21 protein-coding genes are annotated in these 17,133 nt (G+C 35.7%); 6 read left to right on the top strand and 15 right to left on the bottom strand.

Going from position 1 to position 17,133, the window contains the following annotated elements:
- The first annotated feature begins 234 nt into the window (after positions 1–234).
- Positions 235–741, top strand: a complete 507-nt coding sequence (locus ACXAE4_RS10615) for a CcdC protein domain-containing protein (protein WP_176521448.1) — start codon at positions 235–237, stop codon at positions 739–741.
- Positions 742–956: 215 nt separating this feature from the next.
- Positions 957–1,901, top strand: coding sequence for a phosphotriesterase family protein (locus ACXAE4_RS10610; RefSeq protein WP_154973872.1), 945 nt, complete (start codon positions 957–959; stop codon positions 1,899–1,901).
- Between the two features lie 72 nt (positions 1,902–1,973).
- On the opposite strand, the gene ACXAE4_RS10605 is transcribed toward ACXAE4_RS10610, so the two are convergent.
- The 3 genes from ACXAE4_RS10605 to ACXAE4_RS10595 form a co-directional block, all read right to left on the bottom strand.
- Entirely contained in the window at positions 1,974–3,236 is a 1,263-nt protein-coding gene (locus ACXAE4_RS10605; protein WP_154973874.1) for a SulP family inorganic anion transporter, read from the bottom strand.
- Between the two features lie 462 nt (positions 3,237–3,698).
- Positions 3,699–4,328: a hypothetical protein gene (locus ACXAE4_RS10600; protein WP_028414634.1), complete on the bottom strand. Its 630-nt coding sequence runs from the start codon at positions 4,326–4,328 to the stop codon at positions 3,699–3,701.
- Positions 4,329–4,374: 46 nt separating this feature from the next.
- Entirely contained in the window at positions 4,375–5,277 is a 903-nt protein-coding gene (locus ACXAE4_RS10595; RefSeq protein ID WP_028414635.1) for a LysR family transcriptional regulator, read from the bottom strand.
- A 127-nt stretch (positions 5,278–5,404) separates the two neighbouring features.
- Between ACXAE4_RS10595 and ACXAE4_RS10590 the strand changes: the two genes are divergently transcribed.
- Positions 5,405–6,451, top strand: coding sequence for a 2,3-butanediol dehydrogenase (locus tag ACXAE4_RS10590; protein ID WP_029714146.1), 1,047 nt, complete (start codon positions 5,405–5,407; stop codon positions 6,449–6,451).
- Between the two features lie 566 nt (positions 6,452–7,017).
- Here the strand turns inward: ACXAE4_RS10590 and ACXAE4_RS10585 are convergent.
- The 7 genes from ACXAE4_RS10585 to ACXAE4_RS10555 all read right to left on the bottom strand — a co-directional run bounded on the left by ACXAE4_RS10585 (position 7,018) and on the right by ACXAE4_RS10555 (position 11,383).
- Positions 7,018–7,227, bottom strand: coding sequence for a hypothetical protein (locus ACXAE4_RS10585; RefSeq protein WP_033580215.1), 210 nt, complete (start codon positions 7,225–7,227; stop codon positions 7,018–7,020).
- A gap of 457 nt (positions 7,228–7,684) precedes the next feature.
- The gene (locus tag ACXAE4_RS10580; RefSeq protein ID WP_289578105.1) at positions 7,685–7,990 is read right to left on the bottom strand and encodes a hypothetical protein; all 306 of its coding nucleotides are present in this window, start codon (positions 7,988–7,990) and stop codon (positions 7,685–7,687) included.
- Between the two features lie 240 nt (positions 7,991–8,230).
- Entirely contained in the window at positions 8,231–8,884 is a 654-nt protein-coding gene (locus ACXAE4_RS10575) for an ABC-2 transporter permease (RefSeq protein ID WP_289578107.1), read from the bottom strand.
- Entirely contained in the window at positions 8,885–9,736 is an 852-nt protein-coding gene (locus ACXAE4_RS10570; protein ID WP_049165693.1) for an ABC transporter ATP-binding protein, read from the bottom strand.
- Between the two features lie 275 nt (positions 9,737–10,011).
- The gene (locus ACXAE4_RS10565; protein ID WP_289578110.1) at positions 10,012–10,251 is read right to left on the bottom strand and encodes a hypothetical protein; all 240 of its coding nucleotides are present in this window, start codon (positions 10,249–10,251) and stop codon (positions 10,012–10,014) included.
- A 55-nt stretch (positions 10,252–10,306) separates the two neighbouring features.
- On the bottom strand, positions 10,307–11,071 hold the full coding sequence (gene yidC, locus ACXAE4_RS10560; protein ID WP_289578112.1) for a membrane protein insertase YidC: 765 nt from the start codon (positions 11,069–11,071) through the stop codon (positions 10,307–10,309).
- A 21-nt stretch (positions 11,072–11,092) separates the two neighbouring features.
- Positions 11,093–11,383: a hypothetical protein gene (locus ACXAE4_RS10555; protein WP_289578114.1), complete on the bottom strand. Its 291-nt coding sequence runs from the start codon at positions 11,381–11,383 to the stop codon at positions 11,093–11,095.
- Between the two features lie 291 nt (positions 11,384–11,674).
- Between ACXAE4_RS10555 and ACXAE4_RS10550 the strand changes: the two genes are divergently transcribed.
- On the top strand, positions 11,675–11,956 hold the full coding sequence (locus tag ACXAE4_RS10550) for a DUF4190 domain-containing protein (RefSeq protein ID WP_033580207.1): 282 nt from the start codon (positions 11,675–11,677) through the stop codon (positions 11,954–11,956).
- A gap of 560 nt (positions 11,957–12,516) precedes the next feature.
- Here the strand turns inward: ACXAE4_RS10550 and ACXAE4_RS10545 are convergent.
- A complete protein-coding gene (locus ACXAE4_RS10545) occupies positions 12,517–12,774 on the bottom strand; it encodes a hypothetical protein (RefSeq protein WP_098334289.1) in 258 nt (85 codons plus the stop codon).
- 57 nt (positions 12,775–12,831) lie between these two features.
- A complete protein-coding gene (locus ACXAE4_RS10540; RefSeq protein WP_289578117.1) occupies positions 12,832–13,239 on the bottom strand; it encodes a DUF1878 family protein in 408 nt (135 codons plus the stop codon).
- A 168-nt stretch (positions 13,240–13,407) separates the two neighbouring features.
- Here ACXAE4_RS10540 and ACXAE4_RS10535 point away from each other — a divergent pair, with 168 nt between their 5' ends.
- Complete coding sequence (locus tag ACXAE4_RS10535) at positions 13,408–13,608, top strand: hypothetical protein (protein WP_289578118.1); 201 nt, start codon at positions 13,408–13,410, stop codon at positions 13,606–13,608.
- 201 nt (positions 13,609–13,809) lie between these two features.
- Here the strand turns inward: ACXAE4_RS10535 and ACXAE4_RS10530 are convergent, their stop codons facing one another.
- Both ACXAE4_RS10530 and ACXAE4_RS10525 read right to left on the bottom strand, forming a co-directional pair.
- Positions 13,810–15,063 (bottom strand): erythromycin esterase family protein, encoded by a 1,254-nt coding sequence (locus ACXAE4_RS10530; protein WP_289578120.1) that lies wholly within the window; start codon positions 15,061–15,063, stop codon positions 13,810–13,812.
- 136 nt (positions 15,064–15,199) lie between these two features.
- Positions 15,200–16,261, bottom strand: coding sequence for a beta-carotene 15,15'-monooxygenase (locus ACXAE4_RS10525; RefSeq protein ID WP_289578122.1), 1,062 nt, complete (start codon positions 16,259–16,261; stop codon positions 15,200–15,202).
- A 189-nt stretch (positions 16,262–16,450) separates the two neighbouring features.
- On the opposite strand from ACXAE4_RS10525, the gene ACXAE4_RS10520 reads away from it, so the two are divergent.
- Positions 16,451–16,753 carry a hypothetical protein gene (locus ACXAE4_RS10520; RefSeq protein ID WP_028414656.1) on the top strand — a complete coding sequence of 101 codons (303 nt, stop codon included), beginning with the start codon at positions 16,451–16,453 and terminating at the stop codon, positions 16,751–16,753.
- Positions 16,754–16,999: 246 nt separating this feature from the next.
- Here the strand turns inward: ACXAE4_RS10520 and ACXAE4_RS10515 are convergent, their stop codons facing one another.
- Entirely contained in the window at positions 17,000–17,128 is a 129-nt protein-coding gene (locus ACXAE4_RS10515) for a hypothetical protein (RefSeq protein ID WP_255256928.1), read from the bottom strand.
- Between the last annotated feature and the right edge of the window lie 5 nt (positions 17,129–17,133).

The following is a 17,133-nucleotide window of genomic DNA, read 5'->3' as shown; positions in this document are numbered from 1 at the left end:
TAAACAAAATTTGTTTGCACTACGTTTTCTCGTTTTCTACAATTCTAACATATTGTGGTAAAAAAGAAAGAAACAGTAATGAGACGTATAAACCATAAAACGATACCCCTAAAAAATAGTGAGAATTCTCATGTGTAAAAAATGAAAGAATGCACTTTTATCTTCATCCTTTTATTGTTTATACTAAATAGTGGATTGTAAGAACGTAGAACTGAAAAAGGAGGCAAACTGACGATGGAAATGCTGCTTATTTATCTATTTGTTATCGCTCTTATTGGATTCATTATTTGGAGAAAAATGAAAAAGAAAAATAAGCCCATTAAAAAGAATGGACTTGGTATATTAGCACCTATTTTCTTTATAGTCATTGCATTTTCTCTTAGTCTAAGTCAGATGATGCACATACCGGGCCAATCATTTCACTTACCACCCTACTGGGAAATGATGATTGCTGGTGTATTAGGTATTATATTTGGACTCATTATGCTTAGCCAAACAGACTATGAAGTAAGAGAAGATGGCTTTATTTATTCAAAGCCAAACAAGAATTTTAAATATGTAATTATCGCCATTATCTTTATAAGAATGGCTTTGAGCCAGTACTTCAAAGGCTTAGATTCCATAGACTTCGCGGTCTTGACGATGACACTAGCTTTTATATATATTGTCATTTGGAGAGTTGGCAGCTATTTAAAATTCCGTAAATTAAATGGTGATAATTACAGTGTAAATGCTGGGTAATCATCAATATAACTAATCCTTCTTCCTGTTTGGAAAGAAGGATTTTTTGTCATAGTGAGTAAAAGTCTCGCGTGTTGTGTAAGACAACCTATATATTGTATAATGCAATATGTGTTTTTTATAACAGAAGTCTATCTATAAAAACAGATTATAGGAAAACTGTACCTAATCACCAGCTGTTTGATTTACAGGTATATAATGAAAGGAATCGTCACATGACATTTATCAATTCTGTAACAGGCCAAGTCGATGCGTCAGAACTAGGGCTAACACTAATCCATGAGCATATGCGCGTTCGTTCTGAATCTGTTCACGCACAGTTTCCTCAGTTATATGATGAGAAACAAGAAGTGGCAAAAGCAGTCGAACAAGTAAATCGTGCGAAGGCGCTCGGAGTCAAAACAATCTGTGATCCTACGGTGATGGAACAAGGACGCGATATTCGTTTTATTGAGCGAATTGCCCGTGAAACGGATACTCAAATCATCGCAGCCACAGGAATTTATACGTATAACTACATCCCTACTCACTTTCAAACTCGTAGCATTGACTATATGGCAGACCTGTTTGTTCGAGACATTGAAGTCGGCATTCAAAACACATCGATTAAAGCAGGCTTTTTAAAATGCGCTACGGATGCACCTGGCGTAACGGCTGATGTAGAAAAAGTAATGCGCGCTGTCGCACGAGCTCATAAAAAAACGGGCGTGCCAATTATGACTCATTCACATCCTGCAAGCGGCACAGGCTTAAAGCAGCTGGACATCTTACTCGATGAAGGCGCTAATCCAAATCAAATTCTGATTGGACATACGGGAGATACGGATAACCTTGAGTATATTTCAAACATATTAAGTCAAGGTGCCTTTATCGGTATGGACCGCTACGGCCTGACAAGAGAATGTTCAACTGAAAATAGAAATGAAACGGTCATTGAATTGGCTAAACAAGGCTATTCAAACCGCATGTTTCTCTCACAAGACTACTGCTGTACAATGGACTGGTTTCCAGAAGGCGTGATTGAAGAACGTTTTCCAAAATGGTCGATGAGCTTTGTATTAGAAGAAGTCGTGCCTGAGTTAAAAAGAAAAGGCGTAACGGAACAGCAGATTCAGCATATGCTTTTTGATAACGCCCGCTGCTGGTTTGAAGGAAAGTAATTAAAATATTATAAAAAACCCCCACTGTGCAAGCTTACAGTGGGGGTTTTCCGCGTATTATTCTACTTTACGTTAACCTGTTTTTCTTAATAATTTCTGCTTTTCTTTGCTCTTTTTTATCATAAAGTGGGCACCCGACAGGCATAATCCAACGGCGATTCCTATCGTCAAGTTTGTAAACACCGTTAGCGAAAATGTCGTAAGTAAAACCACTGAATGAAACGATTTTTCTTTTATCACCTTTGCAAACTGCTCTTTTTTACTGATATTCCACGCTACGACCATCAAAACTGGGGCGAGACTGGCAAGCGCTACGTATGAAGCATACGGAGCAAGCACTAGCAGCACAATCAACACAAAGATAGCGTGCGTGATTCCTGCAATTGGAGATGAAGCGCCGTTTTTAATATTGGTAACGGTTCTTGCAATCTCTCCTGCCGCAGGAATACCTGAAAACATCGGTGTTACCATGTTTACGATTCCCTGGCCAATCAGTTCTTTTTTGCTGCTGTGCTTTGATTTTGTCATTTCATCCGCAACGCGAGCTGTCAGTAAAGACTGTAGCCCTACAAGTATAGCAATGACAAATGCAGAAGGTAAAAGAGTGACCACCCTCTCCACTGTTATATCTGGAAACGCTGGCGCCGGAAAATGACGAGGTATCTCTCCGTAAATCGAACCAATCGTTTCAAACTGATTGGAAAAGAAAAAAGATGCCAAGCCCGTTGATACAATGATTCCAAGTAAATAGGACATCCCAAGCGACTTTGGTGAAAAATAAAGAACAATTAAAATCGTAGCTAAGCACAATCCTGCTGTAGCGATACTATAGATGTTGATGAAGGGTAAATTACCAAAAATCTCTTTTATATTCAAATGAAAAAATTGAAATTTGTCAATCGCGTGCAGCCCAAGGAAGTTTGGTATCTGCCCGATAAAGATAATCAGCGCAATTCCTGACTGAAATCCTACAATAATAGATGATGGAAAATACTTGATTAAAGCTCCTACTTTGCATAGCGCAAAGATAATGAGGAGAATCCCTGACATAAAGCCGGCAATTAATAAGTTTTCATAGCCATATTGCAACACAATTCCTAATAAAACAGGAACAAACGCACCCGTAGGTCCAGCGATTTGAAACCTACATCCACCTAAAATAGCAATTAACAATCCCGCTACAATCGTCGTATAAAGTCCTGTAACAGGCGATATTCCAGAAGCTATCGCAAATCCTAACCCTAAAGGTATAGCTATGATGCCAACAACAATACCCGATAGTATATCTTTCTTCAAGTGCTGCAAGGAGTAATTTCGAAAAACCTCTAGATTCATAAGTGTACATCAGCCTCCATTTTAAGTAGTGAGGTTACCCATTCGTATTTTCGTCATACAACCTTATTGAGCTTTCTCAAAATAAGGTGGGCTACTCGATTACTTCTATCTTAAAGGAGACAACTTACAAAAAAATAAAGAGGAAATTAGAAGTTTCTTAGACAGTTATTAAAATTTTCTTAAAAATTCTTACTTTTTATTCTTTTAGTTATTTTTTAGATAAACTGCGGTTCTTTGTTGTAAATAAAGCAAGATAACTAGACCCTATAGTAACGATAGAATGAATGGATGTGGACAGGCTGTGTTTAAAAATCTTTAAGTTTAAGTAGACGACACGCCTACCTCCATTCGTTTAACTATATTCGAATTCATAGGAAGCTCGGTTACATAAGGCCAATTAATTACAAACGTGAACACTAAAAGACAGGAGCTTTGAATCATAATTCAAAGCCCCTATTTTTACTAATAAGATATATAATACCAATTTCTTTGTATCTTTTCTATTTCATCAAACTTCATACCAAAATCGCCCGATGAAGGTTTACGGTTTTTTGGGTCATACACAAAACCCGAGAAATGCCCGAATAGTCCACTGCTTGTAAAGAAAAGTACGGAGATTGCCTTTCCTTTGGTTTCTACTGCAACATCATCTCGACCTCTGGACACACTCGCATACTCTTTCGGTAGATCAATTAGCGATGAGTTGTCGGGTTCATTGGAGAAAGGAATGAGCGATGGGTAGTCGACTCCATCGGCTTTCAAGACGCCACTTTGTATGTGAGCTGCCACTTCTTCTCTTTTCTGCTGATGGAGTTTAAAGTTTATGTCTAAATTAAGCTGCTCAAACGGAATGAAGAACCACAGCACAACGGTTATCACTTGAATAACCAGTGGTAGCCACTTTCTACTACTAAAGAGATAAATCAATGTCCACAGCGTTAGTAATAAAAAGAAAGGAAGGACAAAGAATAACCATATATATGGACTTACGTATTTCCCTATACGATCATCTAAATCCCATTGAAACAGGGACAATAAAAAAATGAACAAACTGCTACATAACGATAAAAGCAAAGTTAAATGACGTTTCACATATTTCCCTCTCTCTGAAATAATTCTTTTTAACCTTCACTCTTTATCATTCATTATTTACTATAGTTCTGTGAATCCGTTTTAAGAATTCTCTTATTATTCTAGAAAGCCCATTATTGGCGTTATAAAAATACCCAAAAGAATAAGTTTTATAGTGCGGAGGAGCAAAGTTAACGACTACATATTGATCACTTCTAGATAAACCAGCATCTGTTTTAAATGCGTAGTCAAATCCTATATTTATTGCCGTATTATTTTCCAATGTATGACGAATTGTATCTACATTATTGGTAGTAAACAAGATATCACATGGCAGTGAACTAAAACCTTTCATAAATTCCTGAATATACTTGTCGTTATATAAAACAATTGGCTGGTTAATTAACATCTCTTCAGTAATGAGTGTTTGTTTGGCTAATGGCGACTTCTTATTTACTGCAGCTACCATATGACCATCCAATAACTTTTTAAATACCAAGTTCCGATACTTTTTTTCTTCTTTTTCTGTATAAGTAATGAAACCTACATCTACTTCCCCATCTAGAACTTTATCTATAATATACTCGGTGCTATTTTCATAGACAGAAGCCTTTATGTTCGGATATTCTCTTTTAATTTCTGTTATTAAGCGAACGAGAATCTCCATTGGTCCTGGGTAGGTTGCAATCTTTATTTCACCATTCATTGTATTTGTATACGCTTCTGCTTCATCCATAAATTCTTGAATTTTCAATAAAGCAGCGCTGGCCTTTTCAATTAACCTATGACCTTCTTCAGTTGGAATAGATCCTCTTCTGGAACGATGAAAAATCATTATATTTAGTTCTTTCTCTAAATTTTTTATAGATTGGCTTAATGCAGGTAACGTAATATGCAGGTTACCAGCTGCTTCTTTTAGTGAACCCGTTTTATCTATTTCCACTATATGTTTTAATTGTTCAATATTCATAATGCCCTCTTTTTCTTTTAGTTAAGTATTACTTAACAATCGTTAATATTAACTAAATTTACCATAAGTATATCTGGTTGTATACTGATAGATATAGTAAAAGAAATGACACAAGGAGATGGAGTATATGAAGGCGCTAAGATGGCATAATCAAAAAGATATTCGTCTTGAAGAAATAAATGAACCAGTTGTACAGGCTGGTCAGGTAAAAATGAAAGTTAAATGGTGTGGAATTTGCGGTAGTGATTTGCATGAATACTTAGGTGGTCCCATCTTTATTCCAGTTGATAAACCGCACCCTCTCACTAATGAGGTTGCTCCAGTGACGCTTGGACATGAATTCTCAGGTGAAGTAGTAGAGGTTGGAGAAGGTGTAACCCATTATAAAGTTGGTGATCGTGTGGTTGTTGAGCCAATCTTTGCTACACATGGACACCAAGGCGCTTATAACCTAGATGAACAAATGGGATTCTTAGGTTTAGCCGGAGGCGGTGGCGGTCTTAGTGAATATGTCGCAGTAGACGAAGAACTTTTATTCAAACTTCCAGATGATTTATCTTATGAACAAGGTGCTCTAGTAGAACCAGCGGCAGTAGCTCTTTATGCAGTACGTTCAAGTAAAGTGAAAGCCGGAGACAAAGTTGCTGTATTTGGATGTGGACCAATTGGACTTCTTGTCATTGAAGCGTTGAAAGCAGCAGGTGCAACCGATATTTATGCAGTTGAATTATCTCCAGAAAGACAAGCGAAAGCAGAAGAATTAGGAGCCATCATCATTAATCCTGCTGAAGTTGAAGATACGGTAGCCGAAATTGCTAGATTAACTGACGGTGGCGTAGATGTATCATTTGAAGTAACAGGCGTACCTATTGTATTACGTCAAGCCATCCAATCTACGGGAATTGGCGGAGAAACGATTATCGTTAGCATATGGGAAAAAGGAGCAGAAATTCTACCGAATGATATTGTAATTAAAGAACGAACTGTTAAAGGAATCATTGGCTATCGTAACGTGTTCCCAGCAGTATTGTCTCTTATGCAAAAAGGCTACTTCTCAGCCGAAAAGTTAGTAACGAAAAAGATAGCTCTAGACGATGTAATTGAAGAAGGGTTTGAAAGCCTGATTAAAGAAAAAAACCAAGTTAAAATTCTGGTTAAATCGGAACAGCAATAACAATCATCAACAATGAAGATTTCTCTAAGCCACTGATCGTAATTAGTGGCTTTTTATTTCTTTAATCGGGTCCAGCCGAGAGATGTGTAAAATTTCACCAACACAATTTGACAGTTTAGAAGAATGAACGAGTCAACTACATAACGATGCCCATTGACTTAATTACATTTGAATCCGTGGGACGCTTGGTTACATGAATCCCATGGATTACAGAATTGATCACCTAAAAAACTTTTCTAGTCTAGTGTTGAGGTACCAATGGGTTAATCGACGAGGACTAGACAGATATAAAATACATATGCCCGCCCTTTTTAACCACCGTAGTAATACTTTAAAAAGTTTAAAATGGATAACAGGATAATCAAAATAACCAAAGCTCCTCCTATTAATATCCTTCGTCCTTCTTTTGGGGATTTCTTTTGTTTTTTATGGGCATACAAAACCAGTTTTCGAAAGGAAATGTGAAGTAAAACAACGAAAGCAAACAAACCAATCTTCACAAGAATAAACAGATTATCACATCCATTTCAACAAACTAAAGATCTAAGAGACATTCGGCAAACAACTCAGCTATGAAACTTTTTATTTTCTTTGTTCTTTTGATACTCTACAAAAAAGGATACTGGAACTGCTCCAATACCTATACCAATCGAAATAAACAGCGACTGGTTCAGCTGAAGACTCGGATTTGCCGCTGCCTTACTATAAATGATAGAACACACAAAGCTTAAAAAGCCTATAGCTAAAGGAATGAGCGCGTGCTTATACCATTTCATTGTATTAGCCTCCCCTCTTTTTCACCCCACCTAGCTTGATAGTCTCAGCATACGATTTATTTGTCAGCAATTAAGAGATGCATCGATTAATAGCACCATCCTGTTTAGGTAAAATGACTTCCCGCTATAGCGCTGGCTAAAAGAACGATTACGGCTAGCTCTCTTATCATATAGGTTTGGCTTTCACTCAAAGGTTTCTCCTTTCTTTCACTCATAACAGGGTAAAAATAAAAAAGGTAAAAAGATAAAAGAAAACCCATACCCGCTGTCACAGCTATGATCATTTCCAAATTATCACATCTCCTTTTTTCTTCCTTTTCCTTCTTTTCTTCTTGTTAAACAAGTTTAGCCAAATAGTCAGCGGCGCCTCTACAGAACATACGAGTCCTCTTGAAATCATACAAAAATAAAAAAGGCAGGATTTCTCCTGCCTTTTTGCATATGTAATTCCTCTTCACTATGTCAACTCAGCGCTTTTAGCGAGCATAAAAGCAGAGATACTAAACAAAACAATCAATAAAGAAGCGGCATGTAACAGTAAAAAAAGAAATTTTTGGCCGCCTTTAATGAAGCACGAATAAATCATTCCTAGGATTGTTACTAAGATTAAAAGTGCTGCTGCTACTTTAATTACTATAGCAAAGAAAGCTCCTGAAAATACAATTGACGGAATAAAACACGCTACAATAATTATGTACAAAATCAGTGTAGCAATAAAAGCGGTTTTTGATACGTTTGAAGCCCGTTTAAACAAATTCCCCATATAGTCTCCTTTCACATTTTAAAACTGCATCTTTTACTATAATACATGTGCTTAGAGGACACAATTAACTTTTTTTAAAGTGCCCATCACTTAAGCTTTATCACCAATAATATCGGTTATATTTTTGAGATCTTCTTTGCTTGGTTTATCAAACGTTGTGGCTGTTTTTTTATTTGAACTATTGGTTGATAAATAGTCTTAAAGAACGCTTTGTAGTCTTTACTTCAAAATCAATTCACACTAAAATTCTCTCTTTTGGTAGATAGACAGCGCAATAAAGTAAGAAGCAATATACATCCCCACTCCAAAGAGAGTATATAAGATAGGAACATGCAAAGAAGAAGCGATCGGTAAGCTGGATGCTGCTAATATTTCAACTATATACCCAACAACTCCTTGTAAAGCAATCGCAACGAAAAGGCCGCCCATTCCACCTCCAAGTACTATTCCGTCAGATTTCTCTGCCCCGAATACATAAAGAAGCGGATAAGCAATTGCACCGGCGAAAAGTACGATAAATGTACCAAACGAAACGATATTTACTATATCCTCTACTGCACTCTTGGAAATAAGCGAATACATTGAAAAAACACCATAGGACAGGATGGTTCCGCTGACGACAATTAAAAAGTAAAAAATATAGTGGCTTTGCACCACATTTTTCCGGCTAATTGGAAGAGTAAGCACGTATTTGTCATAGCCGGTCTTACTTTCTAATTTGATCACTTCAAGCGCGGGCATTGCCATTAACAAAATAATTAACATCGCTATAATACGGTAAAATGAAGGATCCGCAAAATAAAAGATGACCGCAGAAATAACTATGGCGAGCGCTGTGTACGTCAAAAAGCTTCGGTGAATGAGGTAGTAATTCGTTAACAATAGACCTTTCATTTACGTTTCACTCCTTGTTAAAAGCACGCTTAGTTCTTCCATCGACATCGGTTCAGTTACAGTTCCACTTGGCAGCTGATGTTTAGCTGTAACGAGTACGCGGACATTCGTATCATACGTTCTTTTTGCTACTACTATCTCTTCGGGAAGTACGTTTAGCTGCTCTTCGTTCATAACGGCAATTGCGTACTCCTCAAACACTTTCTCTTTTTCTTCATTTAATAAAATTTCACCGTTTTTAATCACAACAAGATGGCTCGCGATTTTTTCAACGTCGCTCATAATGTGAGATGAAAGCAGTATTCCGCTGTTGCCATCGCTGACAAAAGCTTTTAACTCATCTAATATTTCCTCTCTAGATGAAGGATCAAGTCCTCCTGTCGCTTCATCTAACAGCAATAGTTTAGCACCGTGAGACAGCGCTACCGCTAGAGATAATTTCATCGACATGCCGCGTGAAAAAGTATGTATTTTTTTATCTTCCGGCAGTGAAAAAGAATGAACCAGTCGGTAAAAATCAGCTTCTTCCCAAGAATGAAATAGCTTCTTAAAAACGTTGTTTAGCTGTTTTATTGTTAAAGAAACCGGCAGATTAATCGCATCAAACACGACTCCAATGTCTTCTTTAATCGTCGCATCTTTATTTAAATTGTCTTCACCAAATATTTCGACCGTACCGCTATCTCTCGAAATTAATCCTAGTACTGCTTTAAACGTCGTCGATTTCCCTGCTCCGTTATCACCAATAAATCCAACAATCGATCCAGGAGGTACATGAAATGAAACATCTTTTAAAACCTCATTTCGGCCAAACGATTTTGCCATGTTTCTAACTTCTAAAAGATTTGTCATGTGCTCACTTCACTTTCTCTATTAGTAGTTAGTGTAATCTAATCGCTATGATGATTCGCGATATCACCTTTTTTTTACAAAAATGACGATTCACTACCAATTATAGCTAATAAACTATAAAAAGTCGATGACGACATAAAGCTTTGTTTCTAACTCGTTCATTTTTTATGACCGTAATATGTATGACAACATCTGCCTGTACTATTCTTGCCTTACCTTTTTACCCAAATCATAAATAAAAAAAGGATCTCCTATAAAAGATCCTTTTGTCTTCACTATAATTGATGACGCTGCTTTTTTTCTTTTTCACTTAATACGTAGTCTGTTATAAAACCAAGAATAAGCCCAACGGCTACCGGTATCAAACCGCCTTTTGCTTCCATTTGAAAATTTTCCGGTTCATTTACATAAAGCCACTGAACTGAAAACAACGAAATATGAAAGGTATTGCCAATAAAAAATAAAAGTGCTATCGTTCCAAGCGTTACGCCGAATGAAATGATGTATTTCTTCACTGTACCCCTCCTTTCATTAAAAGGCTGCTCGAAGCAAAGCAACCTTTTAATTTATTCATTTTGCTTCAAGCACTGCCTTTTCTTGAAAAACCTTCTTTAATACAAGAGACTGAAAAATCATAAACAAACTGCCTGTCATCCAGTATAAAACGAGACCAGACGGTGAAAATATCCCAAATGAAAGCACCATGACAGGCGAAAGAATTTGAGATAACACTGCGTGCGATCCATTCATTCCTGCTACATCCCTTTGCATGACTCTTGTCTGCAAATACGTAGCCACTGCCGCCACTATTGGAAGAATAAAGTACGGATCTGCATGTCCTAAGTCAAGCCACAAAAAAGATGATGCGCTAATCTCATCTATTCGTCTAATCGCGTAGTACACAATTGAAAAGACGGGAAGCTGGACAAGTAAAGGAAGGCAGCCCATAAGAGGATTGGCTCCATTTTCTTTAAGCAGTTCCATCATTTCACGCTGATATTGCTGCTGACTCTCAGGATCTTTATTTTTGTACTTCTCTTTTAGCTGTTGAAGCTGAGGCTGTATACGTTTATTGCTCAGCTGATTTTTATATTGAAGAATGTTTAAAGGAGCCAGCAGCATACGTACGCCCACCGTCACAAGCATAATTGAAAAGCCAACGCTTTGATGAAGCCACATATTTCCTACAAACAAAATGAGCAGTGAAAAAGGATAAATAAAATAGTGATCAAAAAAGTGAGTGTGCGAACTTTGAATCACGTTTGCTGAATCACATCCGGCAAGTAGAAAAATGGAAACAAAGATAAAGAAAAGCTTCTTTTTATGTTTTAACATTTATATTCCTCCAGTATTTTTTTAGTTAAACGAAAAAAATACTGGCGAATAAGGACCTTCATCATCTTGTTCACCTATTGCTTCTTGTCTGTGAACAGAATGTATAAATTTAAATTTATGATACACGCAGCATATGAGATTCTGAGCGCATAAAAGATTTACGTTTTGTATAAGATACATGTCCTTTTGCTGCAGAGAGACATGCTTATGTAGCGTTTGAAAGGTAGCTAGTTTAATAGCCGCATGTACAAAAAAGGCCGTCATAATCGCAAATGACACATACAGAAAAGCATCCGGTATAAACAATTCCATTTATTCACATCCTTATGGATTATTGTATCATATTTTCCTTAATTTAGGTTGAATGTTTTATAACGCAGAATCTGCTATCTCAGTAAATATACTCTACAGAGTCGATTTCCTTATAGGAACGTCAAAGAATAAGTTTCTTTTTGTACATATCATCTTACCTTTAATAAAACGACGCATAGAAAATATACAGAGACACATATAATTCTAAAAATTTCTACTTTTATTAGTAAAAAGGATATTATTCCTTTTTATGGTATAATCAAAAAATATAATTCATAGGGAGTGAATTCATTGGAAACTAATACAAAACCTCAAGTAAACACCAACTCTATTGTTTCTCTAACTCTAGGTATCGTATCTATTTTCATTCCAATCATTGGGTTTATTACAGGGATTATTGGAATTATCTTCTACAAAAAAGCATCTAATCAAATAGCTGCTACGAATCAAAGCGGTAAAGGACTCGCGATTGCCGGTCTGATTTGCAGTATAGTAGGCATGATTTCTCAGCTACTCTTTATATTAGGAATTATTACGTTTATGTTTGGAGGAACAACGGTTGACTATGAATAAAACAGGTCAATTAAAAATGTAAGAAAATCGAGATTTAGATAGGGTTATTGAAATTTCTATATGAAAGAATAAAAGCTTGATTTTCGACTATCCGAAAATCAAGCTCTTGAAATTTAAACGTTATGACTCATTGTTACTACGTCTATAGCTTTTAATGTAAATTGCAAAGGAGAATGAAAAATTAAATCTATCGTTGAATCTGGAATAAAAGAAATCATAATTGTTCTACTTACTTTACTACTAGTAATCTCTGTGTTGATTAACTGTTATAGCTATTTTAATAGTACAGAAATAAAAACTTTGACCTCAAAATGTTATGATAACGGCGGAGAAGCCATAGTAGAAATACATAATCCAATTATTAATGATTATTCTTTTGAATGTAAATAAATGAGTTGAAAAACAGCTGGTTAATTAACAAGCTTACTTAAAAGAGGGCTAACGATTTAGCCCTCTTCTATACGTTAAAAAGCTGTATGAAGTCAATGACAAACTAAACACCACAAAAGTTCTTATCCACAACGATTCATAATTTCATCGTTGTACTTCTTATGTACGAGCTATGAGAAAAGATAGCCGGTAAAGATAATAAACCCTGTTACTAGGATTAATCCACCGCTAATTATTACTGTCAAAATACTTCTCAGAGCCGATACCCAATTGTTTATTCCAAAGAACCCTGCGATACCAATACAAAATAGAATAATTGCTAAACAAAGATTGATATTCAATAACGCTGGATAATAAAAAGCGATGAAAAAGAAACCAACGCACAGTAGCGTAAAGATAAATGACCAGAAATTAATAATTCGTGCCATCTCACCTACCCTCCTCTACCTTTAAAAGTTCCACGTTTAAACACATTCGGAATTGAGTTATTTCAAATCTGTTTTTAAACGCTGCAAGAAAAAGTCACACACTTCCATTTGAATACACTGCTTCTTTAAACTGTACAATAAATATTCTAGTTCAAATTCCTGATAAAAAATCTTAGCGACAACCGATTTTAATTCCTCTAAATTTGGTTGTTCTGACGCATATAATTTATCCAACGGAAGATTAAATTGAGAGAATAGCTGATCATTTTGATACCATTCGAAAATTTCTTCACCTTTTATTCGGCAGCTAAACACACCTAGTATCTTCAAGAATACCTTCACTTGATTTTCTTCAAATTCATGATCAATCACAAACATAAAAAAAGGATGTTCCTCTGCGTTAATCATGTGCTTCATGAGACTCATTTGGTATTTTAATAGCTTCACTTCTTTTACGACATCCAACTTCTTCCCATCTTTCTTTTAAAAATGATACTACTATACTCTGTGAATTTTACCATAATCTAGTAGTGCAGATAAACCGTTTATAGAAAATCACTTTGTAATGAATGGAATAATAAGGTATATTGTTATAAATGGTAATAATTTCATAAACCGAAAGAGAGGATACATATGGGCCTGTTACTAATTGCGGTTATTATCACGCTATCCATCATTTTAGATTACTTTATTTTTGACTATGACGTTAAGCACTGGGGCTGGTTGAAGAAAGCTTCTACACCCGTTAGAAGAAGTGTTATTGGCTGTTACTTGCTTATGTCGTTTGTTATTTATTTTGGTTTGAGCCTTCCGTATATTAAGCCTTTTTTATAAATATTAGTCTGCCTAAACTGGTTAGCCTATAACTCTTATTTAAAGGTTATAGGCTAATCCCCTCATTTCACCACCACTACAAATTGTTTGTCTTCAAATTTGAACATCTCCCCTAATTCATAGATATCTACTTTTTTGCCCTGTTCTTTACTGCATGTATAGATTTTCAATGTACACCTCTTCTTTGTTCATTACGATTTTTTATTTATTTTTACTGCGTTTAAGATACTCAGGCGTAGACACAGACTCAACAAATAAAGCACCGTCTAGCTGATCGCGTGGTACAAATAAAGTTGGCATAGTACCACTTTCTAAAAAGATCGTTTTAGTAAATATCCATTTGTTGTCTGAGTTTTTTTCAAGCTGTGAGAAATCAGTAAATAAGGACGGTGATTGCACTTGATGCATATAGTCCTCTAGACTTTTTTTCGGCGGCTTCTCTATTTTATATGGCTGCCCTGTATCCGTATGTATTTCACCTTCATACATAAATAAGCCTAAGTAATAAGACTGTTTTTTTATTTCATTAGAGACAATTGCTCCTAGAGGTTCAAATCCCGTAAACGTTTTGTATTGTTTAAAGATATGAAGGTTATGGGCCCAAATAATAATTTTCTCGTCAGGATACAGATCTTGACAAACCCACTCTAGATTTTCTTTCATCCTTTTTTCTCTTACTTTTTTATAGGTTCGGTGGTTATGGTGAATATGGTTAATAAAATATAAGCGATTTTGCAGACATCGAATAATCATTTTAAACTTACATACAAGCTCTTGATTTTCAAGATGCAAAACGTATTCTTCATGTAGATAAGCTTCTAAATCTCCTATCACTGCGCTTGCTTTTTCTTTAAACTCTTCAAACTCATGTAGCATTTCTGCTGGGACTTTTTTTCTTCTCGCTTTATATTGCCCTAGCTGGTAGTACCATTTATATACGCCTGCCTCAATGTATTCGATCTTTTCTATCACGTCTTTAGACACTACGGGACTCAGCTGCTGAACAAATTTTACGAAAAGATCAGGATTAGAAGAAGGATTAATATCGATTCCTATTAAACTTAAATCTGATTTTTTCATCAGCTGAAACAAAGACAGATTTTCTTTTGTTGCCCATAAAGAATAAATCGCGTTTTTTAAAAAGTCTTCATCTGTAAACTCTTCCTTTAACTCATTAGCACTATGGCATTCCGCCAAGCCGCTTTCAAATGCCAGTACGGTAAAATTCATTTCTTTATGTAGAAATTCTATTATTTTTGACTTCATCATATTATGTTCTCTTATGTTATGACCGTTTTCTCCTAACCACACAACTCTCTTACCTTTTACGATATGACGGAGAAATTCAAACTCTTGCGGCGTACATTCAGTTGGTTTGCTTAAATTGATTGAGTTTTCAGATAGCCATTCTATAGAGTTTAAATACTTCTCTTTTCCTCTAAAAAAAATTCCCATACACTATCCCCCTTTATCGCATTACCTATTACTTCCATTTTACTAAAATACAGCTAACACTTCACTATTTATGTCCAGTAGCTGATCACTAGCAAAAAGACCTTATATATCTATAAGGTCCTAGCTTTCTAGAATCCTAGATTAAGCCCTTCTGAGCTTTCTCCAAACGTTCTTTAATTATTTTCTTAAACGCATGAGGATCATCTACGCGAATAGCTACCTGCTTGTATTTCTTTTTGATTCCCATAAAAAGTGTTGCTTCAACTGGAAACTTTAATGTTAGTAAGAGATCAGGATGCACGGTTTCAAAATCACGTGCGATAAATTCAATCGTAGTGTTAGGTATTTTTTGTTCGAGGGTGTGAGTGTCTTCTATTATTTCTTCAATATCTTTAAAAGAGATTTCAATACGCTTGGCTAAGCCAAACGAAACGTATATACGGTCGTCTTCAACTCGTAAAGGGTTAAGCCTTAATGCTTGAATATCTCCTATAAAGAAAACAATACTGTAAATATTAAGGATCAGTAAAACGATTGAAAGAGTCATAGACGTATTGTGCAGCAGCCAGTGAAGCCCTAATGTTTCAATAACAATCGCGTGAATAATCATAATTTGAAACGTGATAAAACTTGAGCGTTTATACAGAGTAAACGTATTCTCTTCAGTACTCGGCTGCTTCTTCCACGTTCCAAACGCATAGTAAAACATCAGCATTTCTGAACACAGTACGTGTATAAACGGTTGTTTGGAGAACTTTTCGTTTACAGCCCGTGAAAAGGAAAATAACAGCGGTAAAGAGCTTGATTTGATCCTTCTTAAGATAGGCGGTACGTTTTTGACTAGCATAAATAGCAGTGAAAGTTCAAATAAAATGAGTACTCCTTCTATGCCAACTCCTAGCCACATAACCGACTGAAAAGAAGCCAAGTATTCACTTGGAATGATAAAACGCGCAGCAATAAGGCCTGTAGCCATTAATACAATAAAGTATTTTAGACTGAACTTACGCTGCCAAGCTAGAAATAAGAGCGGAGCCACAAGGCTTAAGTCTAAAATAGAACCTACTACTACTCCGTTGAAATTACCAGGCAACGACTGAAGTCCAAAAGAAGAATGATATAACACGTAATTTGAACTTATTACTAACAGCAGTAAAAAAAGAGCGACCAGAGACACCGTTTTTTTATGAAGAACCAAATAACCCACCTCACTTTTAGTTGGTGAAACACAAAAATTCCTGTTACTTCCATTTTACCAATGGAGTTGATTTAAGTCACTTTGTAGCGTGACATTGTGTTATAAAATCATTTTTTATTTACCAATTCTTCTATACAAATAATTTACAATGCAAAAAGAGTTTTACATTTATTGTAAGGAGGAGTAAGAATGGATTGGGTTAAAATTGTGTATTCATTCATCCTGTTAGTTTGCGGAATTTTGATTTTTGTTTCATCATCTTCTCGAAAAGGTGATGAAAGAAAGAAGTTTATCAGTACGAAGGCTCAATCATACGCATTTGTGGTAGTTATAGGTATGCTGATTTTAGAAGTTATAGAGTCCATTTACCGGACTTTTCAAGGGAAAAGTTCTTATGATGGCATTGGCATTTCGCCGCTAATATTTCTAACGATGATTTCAGTTATATATTTAATAACGTTTCTTACCTACAGAAAAAAATACGGTGATTAAATGAAAGCTCACAAGTAAGAAATAAAGAAATTGAGCTCATATTTTCTGGTGAAACGATAAATATAACCTCACTTTATAATTAGCCTCTAGATGACATCCGACAGTAAATGAGCTTGTTATAAGTGCTTTTAAAAGTAATAACTAGACCTCCTACTGAGGTTTTTTTTATGCACTCTTAAAATAAAACATCTCCCTTAACTAAACTCAGGAGATGATATTATAAACGGTGAGTTCATTAGCGTTTTCTTACTCTCTATTCTGTTTCTCAAGTAAATCAATGATTCTATCATTTTGCTTAACGATTGTTTTTAGCTTTGCTTCTAATGAACACAAAGTAATAAAAACTGCTATAAATCCTATAACGCCATAAAACATAACGG

Source organism: Priestia sp. ABM2_011 (assembly GCF_056158845.1).
Note: the sequence above shows the minus strand (reverse complement) of the source record. Positions and strands in the feature narration are given on the sequence as shown.

Excerpts from the sequence above, each read along its gene's own strand:
- ACXAE4_RS10615 (WP_176521448.1), top strand. The coding sequence starts at position 235 with ATGGAAATGCTGCTTATTTATCTATTTGTTATCGCTCTTATTGGATTC.
- ACXAE4_RS10610 (WP_154973872.1), top strand. The coding sequence starts at position 957 with ATGACATTTATCAATTCTGTAACAGGCCAAGTCGATGCGTCAGAACTA.
- ACXAE4_RS10605 (WP_154973874.1), bottom strand. The coding sequence starts at position 3,236 with ATGAATCTAGAGGTTTTTCGAAATTACTCCTTGCAGCACTTGAAGAAA.
- ACXAE4_RS10595 (WP_028414635.1), bottom strand. The coding sequence starts at position 5,277 with ATGAATATTGAACAATTAAAACATATAGTGGAAATAGATAAAACGGGT.
- ACXAE4_RS10590 (WP_029714146.1), top strand. The coding sequence starts at position 5,405 with ATGAAGGCGCTAAGATGGCATAATCAAAAAGATATTCGTCTTGAAGAA.
- ACXAE4_RS10585 (WP_033580215.1), bottom strand. The coding sequence starts at position 7,227 with ATGAAATGGTATAAGCACGCGCTCATTCCTTTAGCTATAGGCTTTTTA.
- ACXAE4_RS10580 (WP_289578105.1), bottom strand. The coding sequence starts at position 7,990 with ATGGGGAATTTGTTTAAACGGGCTTCAAACGTATCAAAAACCGCTTTT.
- ACXAE4_RS10575 (WP_289578107.1), bottom strand. The coding sequence starts at position 8,884 with ATGAAAGGTCTATTGTTAACGAATTACTACCTCATTCACCGAAGCTTT.
- ACXAE4_RS10570 (WP_049165693.1), bottom strand. The coding sequence starts at position 9,736 with ATGACAAATCTTTTAGAAGTTAGAAACATGGCAAAATCGTTTGGCCGA.
- yidC (WP_289578112.1), bottom strand. The coding sequence starts at position 11,071 with ATGTTAAAACATAAAAAGAAGCTTTTCTTTATCTTTGTTTCCATTTTT.
- ACXAE4_RS10555 (WP_289578114.1), bottom strand. The coding sequence starts at position 11,383 with ATGGAATTGTTTATACCGGATGCTTTTCTGTATGTGTCATTTGCGATT.
- ACXAE4_RS10545 (WP_098334289.1), bottom strand. The coding sequence starts at position 12,774 with ATGGCACGAATTATTAATTTCTGGTCATTTATCTTTACGCTACTGTGC.
- ACXAE4_RS10535 (WP_289578118.1), top strand. The coding sequence starts at position 13,408 with ATGGGCCTGTTACTAATTGCGGTTATTATCACGCTATCCATCATTTTA.
- ACXAE4_RS10530 (WP_289578120.1), bottom strand. The coding sequence starts at position 15,063 with ATGGGAATTTTTTTTAGAGGAAAAGAGAAGTATTTAAACTCTATAGAA.
- ACXAE4_RS10520 (WP_028414656.1), top strand. The coding sequence starts at position 16,451 with ATGGATTGGGTTAAAATTGTGTATTCATTCATCCTGTTAGTTTGCGGA.
- ACXAE4_RS10515 (WP_255256928.1), bottom strand. The coding sequence starts at position 17,128 with ATGTTTTATGGCGTTATAGGATTTATAGCAGTTTTTATTACTTTGTGT.